This is a genomic window from Paraburkholderia sp. BR10937 (genome assembly GCF_040965695.1).
Classification (GTDB): domain Bacteria; phylum Pseudomonadota; class Gammaproteobacteria; order Burkholderiales; family Burkholderiaceae; genus Paraburkholderia.
Window position 1 is genome coordinate 317,313 of the sequence record NZ_JBFRCL010000001.1, and the last position, 25,937, is coordinate 343,249.

The following is a 25,937-nucleotide window of genomic DNA, read 5'->3' on the forward strand; positions in this document are numbered from 1 at the left end:
CTATGGCAAACTGGCTCCCCGATTTCGCGACGCGCCGCGGGCAGTATGCGAGCCGCCTGGCAGAGCGCTGCGGCGCGTCGCATGACTCATTGATGAAGACGGAGAAACAACATGAGCGTTTCGACCCAATGGATCGACATTCCCGCCGGCAATGACAGCTTCGGCGCGTACCTCGCGCTGCCCAAGGGCGGCAAGGGCCCGGGCATCGTCATCCTGCAGGAGATCTTCGGCGTGAATGGGCACATCCGCGACGTCGTCGAGCAATACGCGCTCGACGGCTACGTGGCGATCGCCCCCGACGTGTTCTGGCGCGCGGCCCCGCGCGTCGAGCTCGACTACGTGGGCGCGGACCGCGATCGCGGCATCGCGCTGATGCAAAAGACCGACGTCAACCTCGTGGTCGACGACATCGCCGCGACGGCGGCCGCGCTGCGCGCGCTGCCCGAGTGCACGGGCAAGGTCGCAGCGATCGGCTACTGCTTCGGCGGCCGCCTTGCCTACCTCGCGGCCGCCGGCGGCTCGGTGGATGCAGCGGTGTCCTACTACGGCGGCGGCATCCAGAATCAGCTCGATCTCGCCGACAAGGTCACCAGGCCGATTCTCTTCCACTACGCCGAACTCGATCACGGCATTCCGCTGTCGGCGGTGGGCCAGGTGAAGGAGCGCTTCGCGGGCCGCCCGAACGCCGAGTTCCACCTGTACCCGAACGCCGATCACGGCTTCAACTGCTCGGCGCGCGCCTCGTACAACCAGCACGCTTCGGCGCTCGCGCACGGCCGCACGCTGAGCTTCCTCGCCGAGCATCTGTAATACCCTTCGGGCGGCGGCGGTTGTCGCGATGATGCCTTGCCGCCGCCCGTCTGTCGTTGTGCGCGCACCCCTTGACGCATCGATGCGCGCGCAACGACAAACCCGGCGGGCGCGCCGCCCGCTTACACTCCTTGCGTAGCCCGTATTGCCCCAGCCCGTCCCCAACCCGACGACGAGGAGTGCGCGCCTTGCAGTCCGACTATCTGGAATACGACGCCATCGGCCTCGCCGATCTCGTGCGCCGCCGCGAGGTGAGCGCGCGCGAGTTGCTCGACACCGCCATCGCCCGCGCGGAAGCCACCAATCCTGCGATCAACGCCATCGTCCTCAAGGACTATGAAGCGGCGCGCGAGCGCGCGCGGCGCATCGAGGCGTCCGGCAACGGCGTGAGCACGCTGAGCGAAGGGCCGCTCGCGGGCGTGCCGTTTCTCGTCAAGGACCTCGGTGCGGCGGTGGCCGGGCTGCGCATGACGCTCGGCAGCCGCCATTACCGCCACTACATCCCCACCGCGGACGCGCCCGTGGTCGCGCGTTTTCGCGCCGCGGGCCTGAACATCTTCGGCAAGACCAGCGCCTCGGAACTCGGGCAGATGCCCTATACCGAACCCGATCTGTTCGGCCCCTGCCGCAACCCGTGGAACCTCGATCACACGCCCGGCGGCTCGAGCGGCGGCGCGGCCGCCTCGGTCGCGGCGGGCATCGTGCCGCTCGCGCATGCGTCCGACGGCGGCGGGTCGATCCGCATTCCGGCGTCGTGCTGCGGGCTCTTCGGCTTCAAGCCGTCGCGCGCGTTCCAGCCGGCGTCCGACGTGCCGCCGCCGCCCGGCGCGCTCGGCGTCGATCTCGCCGTTTCGCGCAGCGTGCGTGACAGCGCGCTGATGCTCGACCTCATCGCCGGCGACCCCGCGCTGCCTGCCGGCGCGCCCGGCACCTTCCTCGCCGCCGCGCGCGCGCCGCTCGACGGATCGAAGCCGCTCGCCATCGCGCTGTTGACCGAGCCGATGTTCGCGGACACGGTTTCGCCCGAAGTGCGCAGCGCACTCGACGACGCCGCCGAGCTGCTCACGTCGCTCGGCCATCGCGTGGAGCCATATTCGCTGCCCGTGAACTACGCGCAGGCGCGCGAGGCGTTTCTGATGCTGTGGTCGGTGGTGGCCGAACAGTACGTGCTGCACGCGGACGACATCACGGGCACGAAGCCGCGCCGCCGGGAGTTCGAGATCGCAACCTGGGCCATGGCGCACATCGGCCAGAAACTCGGCGAGCGCGAGCTGCCCGCGGCGCTCGACGTGCAGCAGCGCATCACGGCGCAGCTCGCCGACCTGATGAAGCGCTACGACGTGCTGCTGTGCCCGACGCTCGCGGCGCCGCCGGTGAAAATCGGCGAATTGAAGCCGAGCCAGAGCGAGCGCATCCAGATGCGCGCGGTCACGGCCATGCCGGTGGAAGTGCTGATGAGAAAGCTGCTGACCGAAGCCTCGAACAAGGCGTTCGCGTGGGCGGGCTGCACGGAGCTGTTCAACCTGACGGGCCAGCCTTCGATGTCGGTGCCGCTCGCGTGGAACGCACGTGGGCTGCCGATCGGCGTTCAGTTCGCCGCACGCGAGGGCAACGACGCGTTGTTGCTGCGCCTCGCGGCGCAACTGGAGGCGGCGCGCCCGTGGTTCAACCGCCGGCCGCCCTTGCTGCAGGCGCGCCGCTAGCGCGCTTGCGCTTTCATGATCGACGGGCGCGGGCAGCGAGGCGTGTGGGGTCTACGCACTGCGCCGCCCGCGCCGGTTCATCACGCCTTCTTGTTATAGGCGCTGCACCAGCCCTTGCCCGCGACCTGCTTGCCGCCGAACATCGGGCACGGCGCGAACGCGTCGGTGGCCTTGCCCTGGTAGAACGTGCAGTTGCTGCAGTCCTGGCCGGCGGCGTACTTCGCGAACTTGGCCTTGTCGACCTTGGTCGCGTCGAGCTTGTAGCCGAGCGCCTGGGAGGTGGGATCGGATTCGGCAGCCCTGGGCGCGTCGGCGAAGGCCTGGCGCGAAAGCGCGAGCGTCGAAGCGACGCCGATGCTCGTGATCAGAAAGCTGCGGCGGGACGATTTCATATGACTCACTCCAGTATTGTGGCGATGCGTTCGCTGGGTTTGCGCGCGGCGCTTTTGTGTGGCGCGTGCCGCGCATGCCTCTGAGCCGCTCTGGTGGCGGCGTCGCGAAGAAGCTTAACAACGAAGCAAGCCCCGGTGACGCTGCAATGCTGGAGATAAGTGAGCGGCATGATGCCGCTCATTGGAAGAAGGGCGCAAGCAAAGCCCGATCAATCGAACGAAGCCATCTCGCAGACGCGCTGCGCGATCGCCAGCGAAGCCGTGAGCCCCGGCGACTCGATGCCGAACAGGTTCACGAGGCCGCGCACGCCGTGCGACGCCGCGCCCTGGATCATGAAATCGGCGGCCGGTTCGCCCGGCCCGGAGAGCTTCGGGCGGATGCCCGCGTAGGCCGGCTGCAGCGCGCCGTCGGGCAGCGCGGGCCAGTAGGTGCGGATCTGCGCGTAGAAGGAATCGGCGCGGCGGGGATCCACGTCGTAATCGACCGCATCGATCCATTCGACGTCGGGGCCGAAGCGCGCCTGGCCGCCCAGATCGAGCGTGAGATGCACGCCGAGGCCGGCGTCGTTGGGCATCGGGTAGATGAGACGCGAGAACGGCACGCGACCCGACACGCTGAAGTAATTACCACGCGCCAGATAGAACGGCGGCACGTGGCGCGCGTCGAGCCCGCGAATGCGTTTGGCGAGCTTCGTCGCATACAGGCCCGCGCTATTGACGACGCAGCCGGCGCGGATATCGAAGGGCGCGTCGCCGCCCGTTCGCACCGTGAAGCCGCTGCCCAGCGCATCGATCGATTCGACCGGCGACTTCAGCGCGATCACGGCGCCGTCGCGCTCGGCGTCGCCTTGCAGCGCGAGCATGAGCTGATGGCTGTCGACGATGCCGGTTTGCGGCGAGTACACGGCCGCGACGCATTCGAGCGCCGGTTCGAGCGCGAGCGCCTCGCTGCCGCTGATGCGCGTGAGGTCGAACACGCCGTTTTCCTTGCCGCGCGCGCGAATCGCCTCGAGCTGCGGAATCTGGTTCGCCGCCGTGGCGACGAGCAGCTTGCCGCAGCGCGCGTGCGTGACGTTGTGCGACGCGCAGTACTCGTAGAGCATTTCGCGCCCGCGCACGCACAACGTGGCCTTGAGCGAGCCGCGCGGGTAGTAGAGCCCGGCGTGAATGACCTCGCTATTGCGCGAACTGGTGCTGGTGCCGATGGCCTCGGCGGCTTCGAGCACGATCACCTCGCGCCCGCGCGCGGCAAGCGCACGCGCTACGGCGAGGCCGACCACGCCCGCGCCGATCACCACGCATTCGATCTGGTCCATGTCCCTGCGTTCCGCCTTCGCAGCGCCGGCAGGCAAGCCAGCCGCGCCGCGATCCTCTCTGCCATGGGGTCAGCAGCGCACAACGCGCGCCGCCGCGTGACAAAAATTGTACGCCGCGCGGCGGGGAGGCTACGCCAGACTCTCGCAAGGAAAGAGCGGAAGGGAACAGAGAAAGTTTGTCGCCGCGCACCGGCCGAGGTGTCAGTTGGCGACGTTGCGAGCGTGGAAGAAGCCTGCAGCCTGCTCGCGAGGCGCGGTATAGCCGCCCATCGCGTATTGCTGCGGATAAGCCGGCGAATTCGGGTCCAGACTCAATTCGCCGTGCGCACGGGCGCTGGCCAGCTCGGCCTTCACCTGGGCGCGCGTCTTCGGGGCGTTCGTGGCGACCGCCGCGACGGGAAGCGATTGAACCGCCGGCGTCGCCGCATCGCCGCCCGCGAATGCGGGCGCGGCGGCAAGGGCGGTGGCGGCGCTGACCAGCAGGGCAGCAAGCGTAACGGACTGCTTCATGGCGATGCTCCTTCGAGGCGATGCCCGGCAAGCTTTGCAACCCATGCTGGCCAGCCGGCGGAATCCGGACAACGTGCCGGACACGTCGAAGCCAGTGTAAACACGGGCTATCGAAAAACCATCCCGATAAGCAACAAGTCACCGTTGCAACCACGACAACAATTTTCGCCAAAACACCGCAAACAGATTTATGTTTGTTGCACTTCAATAACCAATCGTTCGGCGCACGATGGTTGAAGCGCGCCCGCCGCGTCCCCATCTCTCATGAACCGCTGCGGTCCGGCGTTTGCGAACCCGGTATAGGATCGATGGTCAGAACGTACCCGCCCCGCCGTAGCGTCGCCGACACTGTCGCTTCGCGCGGCGCCGTGCACGGAGCCACCCATATGAAGTTGTGGAAACATTGCCTTGCCCTGCTGCTCCTGGCCGCCCTCGCTGGAACGAGCGTGTGCGCGCTGGCGCAGGCAACGGCGCAGCCGGCCTATACGACGCCTTCGGCCCCCCCCATCCTGCCGGGCGCGCAAGCGCCGGCGCAGCCCCCGCCGCCTCCCGCGACCTCACGCGCCGTGACGCCCCCGCCACCACCGCCGCCCGCGGCACCCGCCGCGGCCGCAGTGGCGCCCGAGGCGGCGCCTGTGACCCAGGGCGCTGTTCAGTGGGAGCTGCAGGTCATGCGCGACGGCCAGCAAATCGACGCGTTCAATGGCACGACCTCGATCGGCCAGGCGCATACGGACACGCATCACAAGGTCGTCTCGCACAACGTGGGCTGCAAGGATCAGCCGGCAGGCAGCATCGATCTGTCGCGCACGATCACCGTTTCGCCGTTGCAGGTGCGCGCGAACCTGGTCGTCCTGTCGGTCGAGGCGCAGGAAACGCTCGAAAGCGACGCCGTGCCGACAACGCCCGAAGGCTGCCGGCTGCCGCCGCAGCCGCGCCAGGTGAACGCGAGCCATCCGGGCCTGATCGTGCCCGATGGGCAGTGGGTGACCTGGCAGATCGTCGACCAGAACCCCTCCCTGGCGTACCGGGTGCGCGCGATACTCGCGCCGCCGTCCGCACAGTGACCGCACCGATCCAATGCACGACCCGGCGTGACCCAATCCGTTAGAAAAAAACGCATGCGAAATCCCGAACAGCCGCTCATCGACACCTCACTGAGCAAAGACTTCGTCGCCGTGAGCTGGAATCTGCACAAGGGCCGCTCGCCGCTGGGCTTCGAGGCCTGGGAGGCGATGCGGCGCTGGGTGCAGTCCACCCATGCCGACGCCTGGTTTCTGCAGGAAGCGATGGCCCGCCGCTTGCCGCAGCCGGTGCTCGCCTCGGCCTTCGGCGCGCAGCTGGGCGACCCGCTCGACGACGTCTGGCACTGCCAGGCCACCGAAATCGCCACCGCGCTCGAATTGCAGATCGCCCTCGGGCCCAACGTGTTCAAGCCTTCATGGCGGCACGGCAATGCGATTCTCTCGCCGCATCCGCTCGATCTGGGCGGACGCTGGGACATCTCCGCGCACCGCTTCGAGCGGCGCGGGCTGCTCGTTGCGCGCGCAAACATCGCCGGGCAGTCCGTCACGCTGCTGTGCGCGCACCTTGCGCTTACGCGCAGCGCGCGGCTGCGGCAGATGAACTGGATCGCGCACTGGATCGTGAAGGAAGCGCCGCAGGGGCCGCTCGTGCTGGCGGGCGACTTCAACGACTGGCGCAACGACTCCGTACCGCTCTTCGCCGAGCATGGGCTGCAGGAAGTCGCGACGCTGCTTGGCGAGCCGGCGCGCACCTTTCCGGCCTTCTCGCCGGCGCTTGCGCTCGACAAGATGTTCGTGCGGGGCCTCAAGCCCGTCGAGCTGATCCAGCCCGCGCAGGAGACCGCCTGGCTCTCCGATCACCTGCCGTACATGGCGCGCCTGCGGCTCGAAGACTGACGCGCCGGGCAGCGGCGCGCGGCTCACCCGAAGCATCCGCGCGACACTCTCCCGATCGCGGCCACCGGCACGCGCAAGCCCGCGCTAATATGTCGCGTCGCGCGCGCCGCGCGTTTCGTCTGGTCTCCTCAGATGCATTACCTCGCCACGCTGCTGCAAATCGTTGTCGTCTATCTGTTTGCGCTCATCAGCCCTGGCCCGAACTTCTTCATGGTCACGCAGCTTTCGCTCGCCGGCCGGCGCGGTCTGGGCGTCGCCTCGGCGGCGGGCGTGGGCGTCGGCTCGACACTCTGGGCGGCGCTCGCCATGCTCGGCTTCGCGGCCGTGCTGCAGCACGTCGGCTGGCTCTACAACGGCGTGCGCGTGGGCGGCGCGCTCTATCTCGTCTGGTTCGGGCTCAAGCTGCTGCGCTCCGGCGTGCGCCGCGAGCTGGCCGCCGCGGCACAGGCCACCGTCGCACCGCCGCCTCTCGCCGACCGGCGCGCGTGGCTGCGTACCTGGCGCGCGGGACTCATCACCTGCCTCACGAACCCCAAGTCGTGCGTGTTCTGGACCAGCGTGTTCGCGGCCGTGTTTCCGGCGCATCCGCCGCTGTGGTTCTATGGCGTCGCGCTCGCCACGGTCGCCGCGATGTCGTTCGGCTGGCATTGCAGCCTCGCCTTCCTGTTCGCCGACGACCGCACCCAGCGCGGCTACCGCCGCCTGCGCCGCCCGATTGATGCGTTTTGCGGCGCCGCGCTGATCGGTCTCGGCGTGAAGCTCGCGGCCGACCGCTAGGGCGCGCTCATGCGCCTCGGGCTCCTCGCGCGCCGCGGCGCACCGTCGCACCACCGCTGCAGCGCCGAAAATGGCGCCATTACGCGCGCATCGGCGCCTAAAAGCCGCGCCGAAACTGCCCCGCCAGCAGGGTCAATGCTGCGGGCTGTCAGACCTTCCGGTATCATTTAGCCGAAAATTCGCACACGCTGATCGCGTTTTCGCAATCTGGCGCGTGCCGCCAGCAACAGGAAACCCGCTCTCGCGGGTCCTGGCAAGGTCCGCTCCGGCCCGCGAAGCCGGGCGAAGTTTGACCCGCGCCGCCCCCTTTTGCCGTCGCCAGCCGTCCTCGCCGTTGCGTGTTGCGCCCGCGCGCGGATGCCACCATACCGCCGCAGCGAGCCACCCTCCCTTGCCGCGCAGGGGACCCAACCCGGTCCAGGCAGATCGACGAGCAGGATCGACCGGGTCCTTGCGGCTCGAGCGCGGTAAAATAGCGGATTGCGCCTCGTTCGCAGCGGGGCGAACTGGCAAAACAACAGGGACTTGCCTGCCGTGGCGTAAGGCCAGGCCGCCGGGTCCCGGGCATATCGTCAAAGCTACGCTGTACTGGACAGCAGGCCGGCAGGGTCGCCGCAGTCAGGCGGCGCTTGTTTCGCACTTCAGGAACCATGAGCAAATTCACCGAAGAAACCGTTCTGAGCGTCCATCACTGGACCGACACGCTTTTCAGCTTCACCTGCACGCGCGACCAGGCCCTGCGTTTCGACAACGGCCAGTTCACCATGGTCGGCCTCGAAGTCGATGGCAAGCCGCTGATGCGCGCGTACTCGCTCGCGAGCGCCAACTACGAAGAGCATCTAGAGTTTCTCAGCATCAAGGTGCCGGACGGCCCGCTCACGTCGCGCCTGCAGCACCTGAAGATCGGCGACAAGGTGCTGATCGGCAAGAAGCCCGTCGGCACGCTGGTGGCCGACAACCTGCTGCCCGGCAAGGTGCTGTGGCTGCTCTCGACCGGCACGGGCCTCGCGCCGTTCATGTCGATCATCAAGGACCCCGACATCTACGACCGCTTCGACAAGATCGTGCTCACGCACACTTGCCGTTTCGTCGACGAACTCGCGTACAAGGACTTCATCACCGAAGAACTGCGCGAGCATGAATACCTCGGCGAAATCGTGCGCGAAAAGCTGGTGTACTACCCGACCGTCACGCGCGAAGTGTTCGACAACCGCGGCCGCATCACCGAACTGATCGACACGAAGAAGCTGTTCGAAGACCTCGATCTGCCGCCGTTCTCGCCCGAGCGCGACCGCATCATGCTCTGCGGCAGCACACACATGCTGCGCGACACCGTCGAGCTGCTCGAAAAGGCCGGCCTCACGGAAGGCAGCAACAACCAGCCGGGTCACTACGTGGTGGAAAAGGCGTTCGTCGGTTAAGCGCCCGTCACAGGTCGCTCGCGACACGAAGAACCGGAGCCTCGCGCTCCGGTTTTTTTTCGCCTGCGCGCTTTATTTTGGCCCTTTACTTTGTCGTTGGCGCGGTTACAGTTGTCACACAAATGCGATACCTTTCCTGTCAGTATTTTTCCTACATGACAAAGGCCTGCGACCTCATGCGACACCTGAAGTTTGGCCGCTAACCCTTGTCCAGCCTGAAGTTTTTCCTTTTTTAAGATATTATCGCAATGCAACATTGGACACCCTGATACGTGTCCAGGGGCAGAGCCAGGTTGTTACTGGTTGTAAATTTCGTTACGCTGCGCCGTGCTGTTCGCCGTCACGCCGGGGAGGCGAAATCCCGACGGACGTCTGACAGCAGGAACCGGTTCCTGAACGGGGGAATGATGGATACGTCGAGATTCGCCGCGCCGAACGCGCGCACGCCCGCCAGCGATGCGCCGCGCGCCGCTCATGGCGTCGACGGCCTCGCCCTCCTCGCATGGTCCGCTGCGGCCGACGAGGCGGCCACGGTGGCCGCGCTCGAAGGCCTCGACCGCGCGCATCGGCAGATTGCCGCGCCAGCACGCGGCGCACGCCGGCGCGCGAGCCGCACGCTTGCCCACGGCAGCGCCGCCCAGTCCATTCACGCCGACGAAGCCGTCCGCCACCAGCTCGCGCGCGACCTGCACGACAGCGTCGGCGCGGAACTCGCCGCCACGCACTTCGCACTCGCCAACGTCCACACCTGGCTGCCCGCCAACGCCCCGCCGCAATGCGCCGAGGCGCTCGCGCTCGTCGCCCGCTCGCTCGAAGCCGCCACCGGCGCGATGCGCCAGGTGCTCGACGGCCTGCACGCGCCGCACCTCGACGCGGGCCTGGCGCCCGCGCTGTCGAGCTGGGTGCACGGCTTCGCGGCGCGCACGGGCCTCGCCGCAAGCGTAGCCGGCGCCAGCGACGACGCGCGCCTCGCCCGCCTGCCCGCCGAGGCCGCGCTCGCTGTGTTCCGCGTCGCCCAGGAGGCGCTCGCCAACGTGGCGCGCCACGCGCAGGCCACGTGCGCCGAGGTTCGGCTCGAAAGCACGGCGCGCCACCTCACGCTCACCATCGCCGACGACGGCATCGGCCTCGCGCGCGCCGCGGGCCGCACGCGTCGCAGCCTGACGAACGGTCATGGCGACGACAGCACAGACAAAGGCACGAGCCGCTCCGGCCACTACGGCCTCGCCGGCATGCGCGAGCGCTGCGCCGCCTTCGGCGGCTCGCTGCGCGCCGTCAAGGGCGGCATCGCGCGCGCGCGCCACGACGACGCCCGGCAGCAAGCCGCCCCGCGCGGCACGACCGTGCGTGCGCGCTTCGCGTGGGACGCGCTGCTCGGCGTCTCGCATTCCGCCTCGCCCCTCCTCATCAAAGAAGGCGCCCGCTCATGACCCATCGCATCCTGCTCGTCGACGACCATGCCGTCGTGCGCCAGGGCGTTCGCCAGTTGCTGCTCGACCGCGGCATTGCCGCCGAGGTGATCGAGGCGCAAACGGGCGCCGAGGCGCTCGCCGCGATCGCGAAACACGTGTGCGACGTGGTCCTGCTCGACATCTCGCTGCCGGACATGAACGGCGTGGAGGTGCTCAAGCGCGCCAAGAAAAAGGCGCCGCGCGTGCCGGTGCTGATGTTCTCGATGTATCGCGAGGATCAATACGCGGTGCGCGCGCTGAAGGCGGGCGCGGCCGGCTATCTGTCGAAGACGGTGGACGCCGCGCAGATGATCTCCGCGATCCAGCAGGTCGCCGCGGGCCGCAAGTACGTGAGCCCGGCGATGGCCGAAGCGCTCGCCGACTACGTACTGGTGGACGGCGAGCAGCTGCCCCACGAGAAGCTCTCCGACCGCGAATACCAGACGCTGTGCATGCTTGCCTCGGGCAAGCGTCTCACGGACATCGCCCACGCGCTCTCGCTGTCGGTGAAGACGGTGAGCGTCTACCGCACACGCCTGCTCGAAAAGATGAAGCTCACCAACAACGCCGAGCTGACCTTCTATGTGATGAGCAACCGGCTCGTCGACCTCTCGCCGACCGTCAACGCCTGACATCGCGGCGCCCCTGCGGCATCAAGGCGGCCTTCTCGCCACAACCCGTTGATCCGGAAATGAATTGCGCCGTTCGCGCGGGTCCCGGCAAGGATCGCGCTCGCGCGTCCCGGATTGCGGCGGAATCGTCCGCGTCAAACGAGTGTTTCCGACCCTGCTCGACCGGTCTCGCGCGCGACTTCCGCTAAAATTTAGGGTTTCCCCCAAAGACATCCGGCACGCGAAGCCGGCGCAGGCGGGCGTAGGTCAATCATGGGTCAACCACGGGTGAACCACCGCTCCAGCTCCTCGCCTTCGCGCGTTTTACGTGGAGTTCCCCGCCAAATGTCCCTCTTTCGCAAGAAGAACGTCGAGCACATGTTGCAGGCGAGCGCCCAGGGCGCTGGCCTGAAAAAAGCACTCGGCGCACTCGACCTCACCTTTCTCGGCATCGGCGCGATCATCGGCACCGGCATTTTCGTGCTGACCGGCACGGGCGCCGTGCAGGCCGGCCCGGCGCTCATGATCGCGTTCCTGATCGCGGCCGTGGCCTGCTGCTTCGCCGCGCTCGCCTACGCCGAGTTCGCCTCGACCATTCCCGTGGCCGGCTCGATCTACACCTATTCGTACGCCACGCTCGGCGAGCTGGCCGCATGGGTGATCGGCTGGGACCTGATGCTCGAGTACGGGCTCGCCACGTCCGCGGTCTCGGTGGGCTGGTCGGGCTACCTGCAGTCGCTGCTTTCGGGCTTCGGCCTCACGCTGCCCGCCGCGCTCTCGGCCGCGCCCGGCGCCGTGCCCGGCGTGCACACGTTCTTCAATCTGCCCGCATTTCTCGTGATGATGGCAATCACGGGGCTGCTTTCCGTGGGCGTGCGCGAATCCACGCGCATCAACAACATCATGGTGGCGATCAAGGTGACCGTGGTGCTGCTCGTGATCGCCGTGGGCGTGTTCCACGTCACCCCCGCGAACTGGCATCCGTTCATGCCCAACGGCTGGCGCGGCGTGTTCGGCGCCGCGGCCGTGATGTTCTTCGCGTTCATCGGCTTCGACTCGGTGTCGTCCGCCGCCGAAGAAGTGAAGAACCCCAAGCGCGATCTGCCCGTCGGCATCATCGCTTCGCTCGCCGTGTGCGCGGTGCTCTACGTCGCCGTGGCGGCGGTCGTGACCGGCATCGTGCCCTCGCCGCGCTTCGCCCATGTCGGCCACCCGGTTTCGTTCGCGCTGCAGGTGGCGGGCGAAAACTGGGTCGCGGGCTTCATCGATCTGGGCGCCGTGCTCGGCATGCTCACCGTGATCCTCGTGATGAGCTACGGCCAGACCCGCATCATCTTCGCGATGTCGCGCGACGGCCTGTTGCCCGCCAAACTCTCGAAGGTGCATCCGCGCTTCGCCACGCCGTTCTTCACGACCTGGCTCGTCGGCATTTTCTTTGGTCTGATCGGCGCGCTCGTGCCGCTGAACGTGCTAGCCGAGCTGATCAACATCGGCACGCTCGCCGCCTTCTCGATGGTGTCGATCGCCGTGCTCGTGCTGCGCAAGACCCACCCGCACCTGCCGCGCGCGTTCCGCTGCCCGGGCGTGCCCGTGGTGCCGATTCTCGCGGTCGCTTCGTGCCTGTTCCTGATGATCAACCTTCAGCCGCTCACGTGGGTCGCGTTCCTGGTCTGGACCGCGTTTGGACTCATCGTCTACTTCGGCTATTCGCGCCGCCATTCGCGTCTCGCGCACGCACCGCACGAGCGCGTGCATCACGACTGATGTTTGCGTGATCTTCGCGGCGCTTCGATCCCGCCTGGATCGCCTTTGATCGCTGCACTGCAACGCAACGGCCCGCCCCGAGTCATCGAGGCGGGCCGTTTCTTTGCGCACGCTGCAGGCATTCTGGAGGGTAAAACCCCGCGCAGCGAAATTCGGCAAATTGTGCTTTACTGTCCGGGCGTCACCCCCAGGCTTCACTGAAAAGCAAGGCACCAGCCGGACCCAGATTCCGCTCCACCCGCAATGGTTCGATCCGCCCGAAGCGCCCCGCGTGGTTTGCGTGGCGCCGTGCGTTGCGCGCGCAAAGAGGCGCAATGCGTTGGACGGGCGAGTTTTCCTGCGGGCGGTTATGGCGGTCGATTCAGTGTAAAAAAGCGGGCCCAGGCAGGTCTCTATCCCATCATCTGGCATGGGACCGGAGCCACACGCAGCGCCGTGCTCCGGTCGACATTGGAGACACATCAATGGCGATCAGTATTAGCCTCACGGTCAACGGCGCGCCCGTGACCGCCGAGGTCGAACCCCACACGCTCCTCGTCCAGTTCCTGCGCGAACAGCAGCGTCTCACCGGCACGCACGTCGGCTGCGACACCGCACAATGCGGGGCCTGCACCGTCCACCTGAACGGCCGCGCGATCAAGTCGTGCAACCAGCTCGCGGTGCAGTGCGACGGCATGGAGGTGACGACGATCGAAGGCCTCGCGAAAAACGGCGAGCTGCATCCCATGCAGGCCGCGTTCCGCGAATGCCACGGCCTGCAATGCGGTTTCTGCACGCCCGGCATGGTGATGTGCGCGACCGCGCTCGCCGCCGCCAAGCCCGACCTCACGGAAAGCGACATACGCGAAGGACTCGACGGCAACTTCTGCCGCTGTACGGGCTATCACAACATCGTGAAGGCCGTGGCCGCCGGCGCGCAGGCAATGCGCGCGGGCGCCCCCGCTGCCGCCACGACGACGTGACTCGGGAGGCCACCATGAACGCACCCGAACCCAACCGCATGATCGGCGCACCCGTCAAGCGCAAGGAAGACTTCCGCTTCCTCACCGGCGTCGGCCAGTACACCGACGACGTCGTGCTGCCCGCACAGACCTACGCCGTGTTCGTGCGCTCGCCGCACGCCCACGCGCGCATCAAAAGCATCGACATCGACGCCGCGAAGGCATCGCCCGGCGTCGTGGCCGTCTTCACCGGCGCAGACCTCGCGGCGGAAAACGTGGGCGGCCTGCCGTGCGGCTGGCTCATCCACAGCATCGACGGCACGCCCATGAACGAGCCACCGCATCCCGTGATCGCGCACGAGAAAGCGCGCCACGTGGGCGACCAGGTCGCGCTCGTGATCGCCGATTCGGTCAAGGCCGCGAAGGATGCCGCCGAACTAGTCGAGGTCGATTACGAAGAACTGCCCGCCGCCGTCGATACGGCGCACGCCGCCGACGCCGGCCAGCCGCTCGTGCACGACGGCGTGCCGAACAACACCTGCTACACGTGGGGCCACGGCGACAAGGCCGCGACCGACGCCGCCTTCGCGCAGGCCGCGCACGTGACGACGCTCGACATCGTCAACAACCGGCTCATACCGAACGCCATCGAGCCGCGCGCCGTGAATGCGAGCTACTCGCCGCACGACGACAGCTACACCGTGTACGTGGCGAACCAGAACCCGCACGTCGAGCGCCTGCTGATGGCCGCGTTCGTGCTCGGGCTGCCGGAAACGAAGCTGCGCATTGTCGCGCCCGACGTGGGCGGCGGCTTCGGCTCGAAGATCTTTCTGTATGCCGAAGATGTCGCGCTCACGTGGGCCGCGAAGAAGATCCGCCGCCCGGTGAAGTGGACCGCGGAACGATCGGAGTCCTTCGTTTCCGATGCGCACGGCCGCGACCACGTCACCAAAGCCGAACTCGCGCTCGACAAGGACGGCAGGTTCCTCGCCATGCGCGTGCACACCACGGCGAACATGGGCGCGTATCTCTCGACCTTCGCCTCGAGCGTGCCGACCATCCTCTACGCCACGCTGCTCGCGGGCCAGTACACCACGCCCGCAATCTACGCCGAGGTGAAGGCCGTGTTCACGAACACGGTACCCGTGGATGCGTACCGCGGCGCGGGACGTCCGGAAGCGACCTACGTGGTCGAGCGTCTGGTGGAAACGGCCGCGCGCGAGATGAACATCGACCCGGCCGAAATCCGCCGCCGCAACTTCATCACGAGCTTCCCGTATGCCACACCCGTAGGCCTCACCTACGACACGGGCGACTACGAAGCGTGCCTCGGGCGCGCACTGGAACTCGCCGATGTGAAGGGCTTCGCCGCGCGCCGCGACGCCTCGAAGGCGCGAGGCTTGCTGCGCGGCCTCGGCTACTCGTGCTACATCGAGGCGTGCGGGCTCGCGCCGTCGAACATCGCGGGTGCGCTCGGCGCGCGCGCGGGCCTGTTCGAAGCCGGCGAGGTCCGCGTGAACCCGACCGGTTCCGTCACTGTGTTCACGGGCTCGCACAGCCACGGCCAGGGCCACGAGACGACCTTCGCGCAGGTCGTGGCCGATCGCCTGGGCGTGCCGATCGAACAGGTCGAGATCGTGCACGGCGACACGGGCCGCATTCCGTTCGGCATGGGCACCTATGGCTCGCGCTCGATCTCGGTGGGCGGCTCGGCCATCATGAAGGCGCTCGACAAGATCGAGGCGAAGGCGAAAAAGATCGCCGCGCACATGCTCGAAGCGGGCGTGGAGGACATCGAGTTCGCCGACGGCGTGTTCCGCGTCGCGGGCACCGACCGCACGAAGACCTTCGCGGAAATCTCGCTCGCCGCGTACGTGCCGCACAACTATCCGCTGGAGACGCTCGAACCGGGCCTCGATGAAAGCGCGTTCTACGATCCGACCAACTTCACCTATCCGTCGGGCGCGTATCTCTGCGAAGTCGAAGTCGATCCCGAGACGGGCGAGACGCGCATCGAACGCTTCACCGCAGTGGACGATTTCGGCAACGTCATCAACCCGATGATCGTCGAAGGCCAGGTGCATGGTGGGCTCGGCCAGGGGATCGGCCAGGCGATGCTCGAACAGTGCGTGTACGACAACGAGAGCGGCCAGCTGCTCTCGGGCTCGTACATGGACTACGCGATGCCGCACGCGTCGGACGTGCCTTCGTACACGGTCGAAACCGCGAAAGGCACGCCGTGCACGCACAATCCGCTTGGCGTGAAGGGCTGCGGCGAAGCCGGTGCGATCGGCTCGCCACCCGCCGTGATCAACGCGATTCTGGATGCACTCGCGCCGCTAGGCGTGAAGGACCTGCAGATGCCGGCCACGCCGCATCGTGTATGGCAGGCGATCCAGGCCGCGCAGGCCCCTTCACAACCTTGAGCGGAGGCGCTCCATGTACGCATTCGACTATCAGCGCGCAAGCGACGCGCAAGGCGCCGTGAAAGCCCTCGCGGCCGACGCCGACGCCAAATTCCTCGGCGGCGGCCAGAGCCTGCTCGCGGCGATGAAGCTGCGGCTCGCGCAGCCCACCACGCTCGTGGACGTCACGCGCATTCCCGAGCTGAAAGCCGTGCAGGTGGACGGCAAGGTGGTGAAGGTGGGCGCGGCCGTGTGCCATGCCGACGTCGCCGAAAACGCGCAGATCCGCAGCACGCTGCCGGCGCTCGCGGACCTCGCGGGCATGATCGGCGACCGCCAGGTGCGCGCGCTCGGCACGCTGGGAGGCTCGCTCGCCAACGACGATCCGGCGGCCGACTATCCGGCGGCGGTGCTCGCACTGAGCGCGACGGTGGTGACGGACCGGCGGCGCATCGCAGCGGACGACTTCTTCCTCGGCATGTACGAAACGGCGCTGGAACCCGACGAGCTGATCGTGGCCGTCGAATTCCAGGTGCCCGAGCGCGCGGCCTACGAGAAGTTTCCCAATCCGGCCTCGCACTTCGCGCTCGCGGGCGTGTTCGTCGCAAAGTACGGTGGTGATGTGCGCGTGGCGGTCACGGGCGCCGGGCCTTCGGTATTTCGCGCGGGCGCGCTGGAAAGCGCACTGAAGACGAACTTCGCGCCCGAAGCCGCACGCGCGGTCAGGGTGCCCGCCGACGACCTCAACACCGACCTGCACGCAAGCGCGGCCTATCGCGCGCACCTCATACCGGTGCTCGCGGCGCGCGCGGTGGCGAAGGCCAACGGCTAGGCTGCCCCGAGGGCGAGCGCTTCCCGGTGGACATGGGAGCGCTCGCCACCTTTGATTTGCGTTGCCAGAATCCCGCATGCAATCCGCCTCGATCGACGACACCCTCGCACAACTCGAAGCGCGCGGCTATTTCGCGAGCCGCGAACTCGCCACGGCGCTCTTTCTGGCGCTGCGCATGGAACGCCCGCTGTTTCTCGAAGGCGAGCCGGGCGTGGGCAAGACCGAACTCGCGAAGGCCGCGGCGGCGATGCTCGGCACGACGGTCTTGCGCCTGCAGTGCTACGAAGGGCTCGATACGGCGAGCGCGCTGTACGAGTGGGACTATCCGCGCCAGATCATGGCGCTGCGTCTTGCCGAAGCCGCCGGCGAAAAGCCCCGCAACGACACGCTCTATCGCGACGAATTTCTGCTCAAGCGCCCGCTGCTCCAGGCGCTGCAACCCGACCCGCACAACCCGGGCGCGCGCCGCGTGCTGCTGATCGACGAAATCGACCGCGCCGACGAACCGTTCGAAGCCTTCCTGCTCGAACTCCTTTCGGACTTCCAGGTATCGATTCCCGAATACGGCACCGTGCGCGCGAGCACGCCGCCGCTCGTCGTGATCACGTCGAACCGCACGCGCGAAGTGCACGACGCGCTCAAGCGGCGCTGCCTCTATCAATGGCTCGGCTACCCGGACCGCGCGCGCGAACTCGCGATCGTGGCCGCACGCGCGCCCGAAACCGCGCCCGACTTGCAGCAGCGCGCCGTGGCGTTCGTGCACCAGTTGCGCACGCTGGACCTCTTCAAGGCGCCCGGCATCGCGGAAACGATCGACTGGTGCCGCGCGCTTAGCGCGCTCGCCGTGACGGAACTCGATCCGCAGTCGGTGCAGGACACGCTGGGCGTGCTGCTGAAGTACCAGGACGACCTCGCGCAGCTCGACGCGCAACGCATCGCGCAAACGCTCGCGCTCGCGGAGTGAGCACGATGCCCGCTACCCCATCGTCCGGAACCCACGCCATCTCGCCCGCCGCCATGCCCACGCTCGCGAGCGTGTTCGCGCGCAACGTCGTGCATTTCGTGCGCGTGCTGCGCGGCGCCGGCCTGCCGATGTCGCCTTCGCGCGCCGTCGACGCGATCGAAGCACTGCGCCACATCGACCTCGGCCGCCGCGACGACGTGCATGCGGCGCTCGCCGCGCTCCTCACGAGCGCGCCCGACGAGCGCGAGATCTTCGACGCCGCGTTCGCCCTCTTCTGGCGCGATCCGGATTTCGAAGGCAAGCTGCGCGCGCTGCTGCTGCCGAAGGTGCAAGGCGGCGTGCCGCCGCCGCGCCGCAACAACCGCCTCGCCGATGCGCTCGCGGCGCGTCCTGCCCATCGCCCCGGCGCGAAGCCACCGCCCTCGCACGAAGAACACGAGTTGCGCGCACACGCCACCTTCAGCGCCGAAGAACGCCTGCGCCAGCGCGACTTCGACACGCTCAGCGCCGACGAATGGCGCACGCTGCGCCACCTGATCCGCGCGCGCCGCCTGCCGCTCGCCACCGTTCGCACGCGGCGCCTGAAGGCAGCGTCGCGCGGCACGCACGCGGATCTGCGCGCGAGCGCGCGCCATGCAGTGCGCGCGGGCGGCGACTGGACCGTGTGGAAATATCGAGCGCCCGTGGAACGCAAGCTGCCGCTCGTGCTGCTGCTCGACATCTCCGGCTCGATGAGCAGCTACTCGCGCGCGGTGCTCTACTTCTGCCACGCGTTGCTGCAATCGCGCGAACGCCTGCAGGTGTTCCTGTTCGGCACGCGCCTGACGCACGCCACGCGCGCGCTGCGCGAACGCGACCCCGACGTCGCGCTCGCGCAGCTCGCCACCCAGGTCGCGGACTGGTCCGGCGGCACGCGCATCGGCGCCACGCTCGCGGAATTCAACCGCCGCTGGGCGCGCCGCATGCTCGGTGGGCGCGCGACGGTGCTGATCGTCACCGACGGGCTCGATCACGATGAATGCGGCCGGCTAAGCGAAGAGATGGCGCGCCTGCACCGCTTCGCGCATCGCGTGATCTGGCTCAATCCGCTCTTGCGTTACCGCGACTTCGCGCCGAAAGCGCGCGGCGTGCAGGCGATGCTGCCCCACGTCGACGCGCACTACCCCGTCCACAATCTCGACAGCCTCGAATCGTTCGCGCGCAGCCTGTGCGAAGCCGCGCCGATCGGGTCTGCGCCTCATGCGGCAACGCATCTGGCGACTCATCTGCCAAAACCGGCACGCGCGTTGCACACCCTGCAGGCGCGCCCGGCACAAGGAGAAACACGATGGAGCTGACCGAAAGCCACACGCTGCCGGTGCCGCAACAGCGCGCCTGGGAAGCGCTCAACGACACCGCGATCCTCAAGGCGTGCATACCGGGCTGCGAAAGCATCGAAGCCGACGGTGAGAACGCCTACGCGGTCGCGCTGACCGCCGCCGTGGGACCGGTGAAGGCGCGTTTCAAGGGCCGCATGCAGCTCGCCGATATCGACGCCCCGAACAGCTACACGATCGTCTTCGAGGGCCAGGGCGGCGCAGCCGGCTTCGGCAAGGGCGACGCGCACGTGAAGCTCGAAGCCGCCGGCGACGAATCGACCACGCTCACCTACACCGCCAACGCCCAGGTAGGCGGCAAGCTCGCGCAGATCGGCTCGCGGCTCGTGGACGGCGCGGCGCGCAAGATAGCCGGCGAGTTTTTCAAGCGTTTCGGGGAACAGCTGGGGGGCGGCGCGCAGGAAAATACCGACGAGACGGCGGAATCTGCCGCGAGCGACGCCGAAGGCCAGCCGCAAGGCGAAGGCGCAGAGGAAACACCGAAGAGGAAACGATCATGGACAGCGTGGATCTCGAAGTCCTGAAATCCAGCGTGCGCTGGCTCGACGCAGGGCACCGCGCGCTGCTGGTGACAGTGGTGAAAACGTGGGGCTCGTCGCCGCGTCCCGAGGGCGCGATGCTCGTGGTGCGCGGCGACGGCCTCGTGGTCGGCTCCGTGTCGGGCGGCTGCATCGAGGACGATCTGATCGACCGCGTGCACCGCGAAGGCGTGACGATCGTGAAGCCCGAAGCCGTCAAGTACGGCATCACGGCGGAAGAGGCGCATCGTTTCGGACTGCCATGCGGCGGCACGATCCAGCTCGTGCTCGAACCGCTCTCCGAAGCCTCGGGCATTCGCGAACTGCTCGAAACCGTCGAGCGCGGCGAACTCGTTGCGCGCACACTCGACATGGCGACCGGCCGCGCCACGCTCGGCCCTGCAAAAGCGACCGACGGCGTGGACTTCGACGACGTGCGCCTGCTCACGATCCACGGGCCGCGCTACCGCATGCTGGTGATCGGCGCGGGGCAGCTCTCGCGCTATCTCTGCCAGATCGCCGTGGGGCTCGACTATCAGGTGACCGTGTGCGATCCGCGCGAGGAATACACCGACACCTGGGACGTGCCCGGCACGGCGCTCGTGCGCACCATGCCCGACGACACGGTGCTCGACATGAAGCTCGACGAACGCTGCGCCGTGATCGCGCTCACGCACGACCCGAAGCTCGACGACCTCGCGCTGATGGAAGCGCTCAAGACGCCCGCGTTCTACGTGGGCGCGCTAGGCTCGCGGCGCAACAACGCGGCGCGGCGCGAGCGGCTCAAGGAGTTCGACCTGAGCGAGGCGGAACTCGCGCGGCTGCATGGGCCGGTGGGCATTTACATCGGCAGCCGCACGCCGCCGGAAATCGCGGTGTCGATCCTCGCGGAGGTCACGGCGGCGAAGAACGGCGTCTCGCTGCCGACCATTCTCCAGGTGGAAGGCGCAAAGGCCGCGCGCGAACACGCGGCGGGCGCGGGATCGACGTGCGATGTGTGAGGGCGCTGCGCGGCCGCCTTCAGGCGTGAGGTGAGCGTCCGTCGTCGTCCGTCTCGCGCTCGTGTCACTACTTCGCCCCCAAAAAAACTGCGGGCCGCGACTTTCGTCGGCGGCCCGCAGTAGGGGTTTCTGGCGGGCGGCTCGCGCCGCCTCGCTTCACTCGAGCGTCACGGCATCAGCCGAACAGCTTCATCGCCTGCGTGAGCGTGTTGGTTACGCCCCACACGAGCGGCACCAGCACGTAAAGCCAGAAGATCGCCATCAGCGCATTGTTCGACGATTTCGGGGCGGCTTGGGTAGACATTGCGCGTTCCTCCTTATTTACCGGCGGCGAGTTGCGTCTCGCTCATGTGGTGCTTCGCGTCCACGCGGCGCACGAGCAGATTGCAGATGAAGCCGATCACGAGCAGCGAAGCCATGATGTGCACGGTCATCGTGTAGGCGTCGGCCTTCGCCACGCCGTGCGCGACCTGGTACGCACGCACGTAGTTCACGAGCACCGGGCCCGCCACGCCTGCCGCGGCCCATGCGGTGAGCAGACGGCCGTGAATGCCGCCGACGAACGCCGTGCCGAACATGTCCGCGAGATAGGCGGGCACGGTCGAGAAGCCGCCGCCGTACATCGAGAGAATCAGGCAGAACGCGAGCACGAAGAACACGATGTTGCCGCTCTGCGCGAACTGCGGCACCGCGTAATAGAGCAGCGCGCCGAACACGAAGAAGATGAAGTAGGTGTTCTTGCGGCCCACCCAGTCGGAAGCCGAAGCCCACACGAAGCGCCCGCCCATGTTGAAGAGCGAGAGCAGGCCGACGAAGCCCGCCGCCGCGCCGGCGCTCACGGTGTCCTTGAAGCTTTCCTGGATCATGACCGAGGCCTGGCCCAGAATGCCGATGCCGGCCGTCACGTTGAGGAACAGCACGAGCCAGATCAGATAGAACTGCGGCGTCTTGAGCGCCTGGTCGATATGCACGTGCTGGTTCGACACGAGCTTCTTCGCCACGACGGGCGGCGTCCAGCCAGCCGGCTTCCAGTCCGGCGCAGGCACGCGGATGGTGATGGCGCCGATCGTCATCGAGATGAAATACGCCACGCCGAGCACCACGAAGGTCTGGGCGACGCCCACGCTCGTGTCGCTCGCGAAATGCTTCATCAGCATGACGGAGAGCGGGGCGGCGATCATCGCGCCGCCGCCAAAGCCCATGATCGCGAGGCCCGTTGCCATGCCGCGGCGGTCGGGGAACCAGCGGATCAGCGTCGAAACCGGCGAGACGTAGCCGAGTCCGAGGCCGATGCCGCCGATCACGCCGTAGCCGAGATAGAGCAGCGCGATCTGGTGCAGATACACGCCGAGCGCGGAAACGAGGAAACCGCCGCCAAAGCAGCACGCCGCGGTAAACATCGTGCGGCGCGGGCCGACACGTTCGAGCCACTTGCCGCCGAACGCGGCGGAAAGGCCGAGAAACACGATGGCCAGCGAGAAAATCCAGCCCAGCGTGGTGAGCGACCAGTCATCGGGCGCGGACTGCGTAATGCCGATCACCTTCGTGAGCGGCGCGTTGAACACGGAAAACGCGTAGGCCTGGCCGATGCACAGATGCACGGCCAGCGCGGCGGGCGGCACCATCCAGCGCGAAAAGCCCGGCGGGGCGACGGTCGCCTCTTTGGAAAAGAAAGGTGCGCTTTGCGCACCGCGCGTCGAATCTGCAACGCTGCTCATGGGATCTCCCGAATCGACCAGAGGTTGAGAGCGCGGGGTCAACGCTCGCTCTGGTCCCATCCAAAATGGCTGTTGGTAGGCGTGGTCTTTCGTGCTCTTTATATGCGCAAACGCATAGAACACTTAATTGCCGCTTGACGGCTGGACGAACCTTAGTCCCCAACCGCCTCCTTGGCAATATGAGGTAAACATACATATGCCATACAACGGGCCTCGCGCTGCCACGCGGCCTCGATTGTTGCGTGCGCAGCAAACCGGCGGGGACGCCAATGACGCAGCGGAGAACGCCACAGGCGGGCATGTCGTTGCACGGCCCAGCTTTAGACTCAACACTCGATACAGGGCCCCCTGCGGTCGCTGTGCGGGCCATCCGCTTGACAAGCGGGTTGCATGACTTTTAAGTGGCAGAAGTAGCGCTCATCCGCGACCCGCCACCTGCCGAGCCCCCCATGCGCCTCGCTCTCGCTCTTTGCCTAGCCGTGCTCGGCCCCGCCACGGGAACCTTCGCCGCCGACCTGCGCCCGGGCATGGCGCAGCTCACCCCGGTGCCGCTCGAAGCGGGCGCGCTGAATCCCGCAGGCAGCGCCGCACAGGCGCCCTACACCAACGAAGCGGAGACGCAGACCTTCACCGTCAACGCGGACGGCTCGTACACCAAGCTCGACTCGCTCACGCTGCGCGTGAACACCGAAGCCGGCATTGCGCGCGCGGGCCAGTATTACGTGTGGTTCAACCGCGAGATGGCCCACGTGGAGGTGCTCGAAGCGTGGACCGAGGACGCCCAGGGCGGGCGTCACGACGTGCGCCCCGAGCAGATCCGCGACGTGCAGGAGGTGCACTCGTTCGACGCCCCGATGTTCCAGGACGTGCAGGACAAGGTGATCGTGTTCCCGGCCGTGGAGCCGGGCGCGCGCGTGCATCTCACGTGGCGCAAGATCCAGCGCGTGCCGCTCGTGCCCGGCTGGTTCAGCGACTTTACGCCCCCCGACCTCGCGCCGACACACCACTTCCGCGTGATCTACGACCTGCCCGCGAAAGTGCCGCTCTACGCCGACGCGCGCGGCTTCACCGTGCTGCCGCCCGCCACGGTGAACGGCCGCACGCGCTACGAGTACCGCTACGACAAGTCGAATTTCGAGCGCCTCGAATATGGCTCGGTCGCCTACGTGAGCTACGGCGACCGGCTGATGGTATCCACCTTTCCCGACTACGCGGCCTTCGCGAAGGTGTATCGCGAGGCGGCGATGGATCCCACCGTGCGCGATCCGGCCGTCGTGCGCCTTGCGCAGACGCTCACGGCACACGACGACACGCCGCGCGCAAAGGCGCAAACGCTCTATGACTGGGTGCGCCGCAACATTCGCTACGTGGCGATGAATATCGGGCGCGGCGAGATCGTGCCGCACCACGTAACCGACGTGCTCGCCAACCGCTACGGCGATTGCAAGGACCACGTCGCGCTCTACGGCGCGCTGCTCGGCGCCGTGGGCATCCGCAGCACGCCGGCGCTCGTGAACAGCGGCACGGTCTACACGCTGCCGGTCGTGCCGGGCTTCGGCGTGATCAATCACGTCATCACCTGGCTGCCCGATCTGCAGATGTTCGCGGATTCCACGGCGAGCAACATCGAGTTCGGCTATTTGCCGTCGACGGACATGGACCGCGAGGCCGTGCTCGCCGGCGACGGCACGCAGGTCCGCACGCCCGCCACGGCCACGACCACGCGCGAGAGCGATCTCGACATCACGGTCGCGCCCGACGGCTCGGCGCGCTTCATCTATCGCTTGCAGTCGGAGGGCTGGTCCGCCGAACAGACGCGCAGCGTGCTGCGCCTGCAAACGCCCGCGCAGCGCGAGGAGTCGCTGCAATGGGAGCTGCGCAACGCGAACCTGCGCGGTAACGCCACGCTCGCCTCCAGCCCGCTCGACGCCACCGCGGGTCCGCTCGTGCTCACGCTCACGGGCACCTTCGACGGCTTCGTCGACCCGGAAATGACCACGCCCGTGCCCACGCTCACGAGCTTCGTGGGCGGGCTCGACGCGAATCTGCGCTACTGGCTCGGCGAATCGCGGCGCACGCAGCCCTTCATGTGCCGCAACGTGGTGGTGACCGAGCGCACGCGCATCGTGTTGCCGCCGGGCATGCACGTACTCGACGTGCCCGTGCCGCAGCACGCCGACAACCGTTTCATTGATTTCAGTTCGCAGTACGCGCTCGACCCGCAGGCGAACGTGCTGCGCGTCACGCGTATCGGGCAAACGCATTTCGCGAGCGACGTCTGCAGCGCCGACGATTTCGCGCAGATGCGCCCCGCGTTCGAGACGATGGCGCGCGACCTGCGCGCGCAGTTGATCGTCAAGCCGTCGGCTCAGGGCGCCGCGCCAGATAGTCAGGCGAGCGCGCAGTGAGCCGGCGCACGACGTTCACACGGGCCAGAGCGGTCCTTCCTGCATCGCACCGATCTGCTCGCGCAGTTCGAGAATGCGCTCTTCCCAGTAGCGCTGCGTGTTGAACCACGGGAAGGCGGCCGGAAACGCGGGATCGTGCCAGCGGCGCGCGAGCCAGGCCGAGTAGTGGATGAGACGCAGCGTGCGCAGCGCTTCGACGAGGTGCAGTTCGCGCGGCTCGAATTCGCAGAAGTCCTCGTAACCGGCGAGCAAATCCGCCATGGCACGCGAAGCGCCCGCGCGATCTCCGGGCAAAAGCAGCCACAAATCCTGGATAGCGGGACCCATGCGGCTGTCGTCGAAGTCCACGAAATGCGGGCCGGCGTCGGTCCAGAGCACGTTGCTCGGATGGCAATCGCCGTGCAGGCGCAACGACCGCACATCGCCCGCACGCTCGAAGGCCGCCTCCACGCCTTCGAGCGCGAGCGTCACCGCGGCCTGCCACGCTTCGCGCACGTCCTCGGGCACGAAGCCGTGTTCGAGCAGATACGTGCGCGGCTCGTAGCCGTAGGACTGAATGTCGAGCGTGGGGCGCGCCTCGTACGGCCGGGTCGCGCCCACGGCGTGAATGCGGCCGATGAAGCGGCCGAGCCACTCGAGCGTGTCGCTGCGGTCGAGATCAGGCGCGCGGCCGCCGCGCCGCTCGAACAGCGAGAAGCGAAACCCGTCGAACTCGTGCAGCGTGCGCCCTTCGAAGGCGAGCGCAGGCACGGCCGGAATCTCGCGCGCGGCGAGTTCGGCGACGAAAGCGTGCTCTTCGAGGATCGCCTCGTCGCTCCAGCGCCCGGGCCGGTAGAACTTGGCGACGAGCGGCGGGCCGTCTTCCACACCCACCTGGTAGACGCGATTCTCGTAGCTGTTGAGCGCGAGCATGCGGCCATCCGTGCGGCGCTCGGCCGGGATCAGCACGCCGTCGACGGCGTCGAGCACGCATTCGGGCGTGAGGCGCGCGTACGGCGCGGCTTGCTGGTCGCCGGGACCGGAAGGCCCGCCCGGGACAGGAGAAGGATCGTAATTCATACCCGCAATTGTGCCTCTTGCGGGCAGTGCCGGCGAGC

Annotated in this window: 23 protein-coding genes; 17 read left to right on the top strand and 6 right to left on the bottom strand. The window is 67.7% G+C overall.

From position 1 onward, the window contains the following. Positions 1–111 precede the first annotated feature (111 nt). Both AB4Y44_RS01445 and AB4Y44_RS01450 read left to right on the top strand, forming a co-directional pair. Positions 112–810, top strand: a complete 699-nt coding sequence (locus AB4Y44_RS01445) for a dienelactone hydrolase family protein (protein ID WP_342924399.1) — start codon at positions 112–114, stop codon at positions 808–810. Between the two features lie 188 nt (positions 811–998). Beyond that, positions 999–2,513: an amidase gene (locus tag AB4Y44_RS01450; protein ID WP_368698510.1), complete on the top strand. Its 1,515-nt coding sequence runs from the start codon at positions 999–1,001 to the stop codon at positions 2,511–2,513. Between the two features lie 80 nt (positions 2,514–2,593). Here AB4Y44_RS01450 and AB4Y44_RS01455 read toward each other — a convergent pair whose 3' ends face one another. From AB4Y44_RS01455 to AB4Y44_RS01465, 3 genes are all read right to left on the bottom strand, one after another. Further along, on the bottom strand, positions 2,594–2,905 hold the full coding sequence (locus AB4Y44_RS01455) for a high-potential iron-sulfur protein (RefSeq protein WP_342924401.1): 312 nt from the start codon (positions 2,903–2,905) through the stop codon (positions 2,594–2,596). A gap of 209 nt (positions 2,906–3,114) precedes the next feature. After that, complete coding sequence (locus AB4Y44_RS01460; protein ID WP_342924402.1) at positions 3,115–4,221, bottom strand: NAD(P)/FAD-dependent oxidoreductase; 1,107 nt, start codon at positions 4,219–4,221, stop codon at positions 3,115–3,117. 201 nt (positions 4,222–4,422) lie between these two features. Beyond that, the gene (locus AB4Y44_RS01465; protein ID WP_342924403.1) at positions 4,423–4,731 is read right to left on the bottom strand and encodes a DUF4148 domain-containing protein; all 309 of its coding nucleotides are present in this window, start codon (positions 4,729–4,731) and stop codon (positions 4,423–4,425) included. A 614-nt stretch (positions 4,732–5,345) separates the two neighbouring features. Here AB4Y44_RS01465 and AB4Y44_RS01470 point away from each other — a divergent pair. The 14 genes from AB4Y44_RS01470 (at position 5,346) to AB4Y44_RS01535 (ending at position 20,714) form a co-directional block, all read left to right on the top strand. After that, complete coding sequence (locus AB4Y44_RS01470) at positions 5,346–5,798, top strand: hypothetical protein (protein WP_342924432.1); 453 nt, start codon at positions 5,346–5,348, stop codon at positions 5,796–5,798. A 54-nt stretch (positions 5,799–5,852) separates the two neighbouring features. Further along, entirely contained in the window at positions 5,853–6,653 is an 801-nt protein-coding gene (locus AB4Y44_RS01475; protein WP_069265212.1) for an endonuclease/exonuclease/phosphatase family protein, read from the top strand. Positions 6,654–6,785: 132 nt separating this feature from the next. Further along, the gene (locus AB4Y44_RS01480; RefSeq protein ID WP_342924404.1) at positions 6,786–7,430 is read left to right on the top strand and encodes a LysE family transporter; all 645 of its coding nucleotides are present in this window, start codon (positions 6,786–6,788) and stop codon (positions 7,428–7,430) included. Between the two features lie 650 nt (positions 7,431–8,080). Continuing rightward, the gene (locus AB4Y44_RS01485) at positions 8,081–8,851 is read left to right on the top strand and encodes a ferredoxin--NADP reductase (RefSeq protein ID WP_042265508.1); all 771 of its coding nucleotides are present in this window, start codon (positions 8,081–8,083) and stop codon (positions 8,849–8,851) included. A gap of 407 nt (positions 8,852–9,258) precedes the next feature. Further along, positions 9,259–10,281 (top strand): sensor histidine kinase, encoded by a 1,023-nt coding sequence (locus tag AB4Y44_RS01490; RefSeq protein ID WP_368698511.1) that lies wholly within the window; start codon positions 9,259–9,261, stop codon positions 10,279–10,281. Beyond that, entirely contained in the window at positions 10,278–10,934 is a 657-nt protein-coding gene (rqpR, locus tag AB4Y44_RS01495; protein ID WP_368689412.1) for a response regulator transcription factor RqpR, read from the top strand. Before AB4Y44_RS01490 ends, rqpR begins: the two co-directional genes overlap by 4 nt. Before the next feature lie 324 nt (positions 10,935–11,258). Next, entirely contained in the window at positions 11,259–12,677 is a 1,419-nt protein-coding gene (locus AB4Y44_RS01500; RefSeq protein WP_368698512.1) for an amino acid permease, read from the top strand. Between the two features lie 464 nt (positions 12,678–13,141). Next, positions 13,142–13,639 (top strand): (2Fe-2S)-binding protein, encoded by a 498-nt coding sequence (locus tag AB4Y44_RS01505; RefSeq protein WP_368698513.1) that lies wholly within the window; start codon positions 13,142–13,144, stop codon positions 13,637–13,639. Positions 13,640–13,653: 14 nt separating this feature from the next. Then, positions 13,654–16,044 (top strand): xanthine dehydrogenase family protein molybdopterin-binding subunit, encoded by a 2,391-nt coding sequence (locus tag AB4Y44_RS01510; protein WP_368698514.1) that lies wholly within the window; start codon positions 13,654–13,656, stop codon positions 16,042–16,044. A gap of 13 nt (positions 16,045–16,057) precedes the next feature. Continuing rightward, positions 16,058–16,855, top strand: coding sequence for a xanthine dehydrogenase family protein subunit M (locus tag AB4Y44_RS01515; RefSeq protein ID WP_368698515.1), 798 nt, complete (start codon positions 16,058–16,060; stop codon positions 16,853–16,855). A gap of 76 nt (positions 16,856–16,931) precedes the next feature. Beyond that, positions 16,932–17,819 (top strand): AAA family ATPase, encoded by an 888-nt coding sequence (locus AB4Y44_RS01520; protein WP_368698516.1) that lies wholly within the window; start codon positions 16,932–16,934, stop codon positions 17,817–17,819. Between the two features lie 53 nt (positions 17,820–17,872). Then, a complete protein-coding gene (locus AB4Y44_RS01525; protein WP_342924433.1) occupies positions 17,873–19,156 on the top strand; it encodes a VWA domain-containing protein in 1,284 nt (427 codons plus the stop codon). After that, on the top strand, positions 19,147–19,719 hold the full coding sequence (locus AB4Y44_RS01530) for a CoxG family protein (protein WP_368698517.1): 573 nt from the start codon (positions 19,147–19,149) through the stop codon (positions 19,717–19,719). The genes AB4Y44_RS01525 and AB4Y44_RS01530 overlap by 10 nt, the downstream gene beginning before the upstream one ends. Then, entirely contained in the window at positions 19,692–20,714 is a 1,023-nt protein-coding gene (locus AB4Y44_RS01535) for an XdhC family protein (protein ID WP_368689419.1), read from the top strand. Before AB4Y44_RS01530 ends, AB4Y44_RS01535 begins: the two co-directional genes overlap by 28 nt. Positions 20,715–20,889: 175 nt before the next feature. Here the strand turns inward: AB4Y44_RS01535 and AB4Y44_RS01540 are convergent, their stop codons facing one another. Together AB4Y44_RS01540 and AB4Y44_RS01545 are read right to left on the bottom strand one after the other, a co-directional pair. Then, a complete protein-coding gene (locus AB4Y44_RS01540; RefSeq protein ID WP_342924414.1) occupies positions 20,890–21,018 on the bottom strand; it encodes an oxalate:formate antiporter in 129 nt (42 codons plus the stop codon). A gap of 13 nt (positions 21,019–21,031) precedes the next feature. Further along, positions 21,032–22,432: an OFA family MFS transporter gene (locus tag AB4Y44_RS01545; RefSeq protein WP_368698518.1), complete on the bottom strand. Its 1,401-nt coding sequence runs from the start codon at positions 22,430–22,432 to the stop codon at positions 21,032–21,034. A gap of 449 nt (positions 22,433–22,881) precedes the next feature. Here AB4Y44_RS01545 and AB4Y44_RS01550 point away from each other — a divergent pair, with 449 nt between their 5' ends. Continuing rightward, the gene (locus AB4Y44_RS01550) at positions 22,882–24,840 is read left to right on the top strand and encodes a DUF3857 and transglutaminase domain-containing protein (RefSeq protein WP_342924416.1); all 1,959 of its coding nucleotides are present in this window, start codon (positions 22,882–22,884) and stop codon (positions 24,838–24,840) included. Between the two features lie 15 nt (positions 24,841–24,855). On the opposite strand, the gene AB4Y44_RS01555 is transcribed toward AB4Y44_RS01550, so the two are convergent. Further along, positions 24,856–25,899 carry a serine/threonine protein kinase gene (locus tag AB4Y44_RS01555; protein ID WP_342924417.1) on the bottom strand — a complete coding sequence of 348 codons (1,044 nt, stop codon included), beginning with the start codon at positions 25,897–25,899 and terminating at the stop codon, positions 24,856–24,858. Between the last annotated feature and the right edge of the window lie 38 nt (positions 25,900–25,937).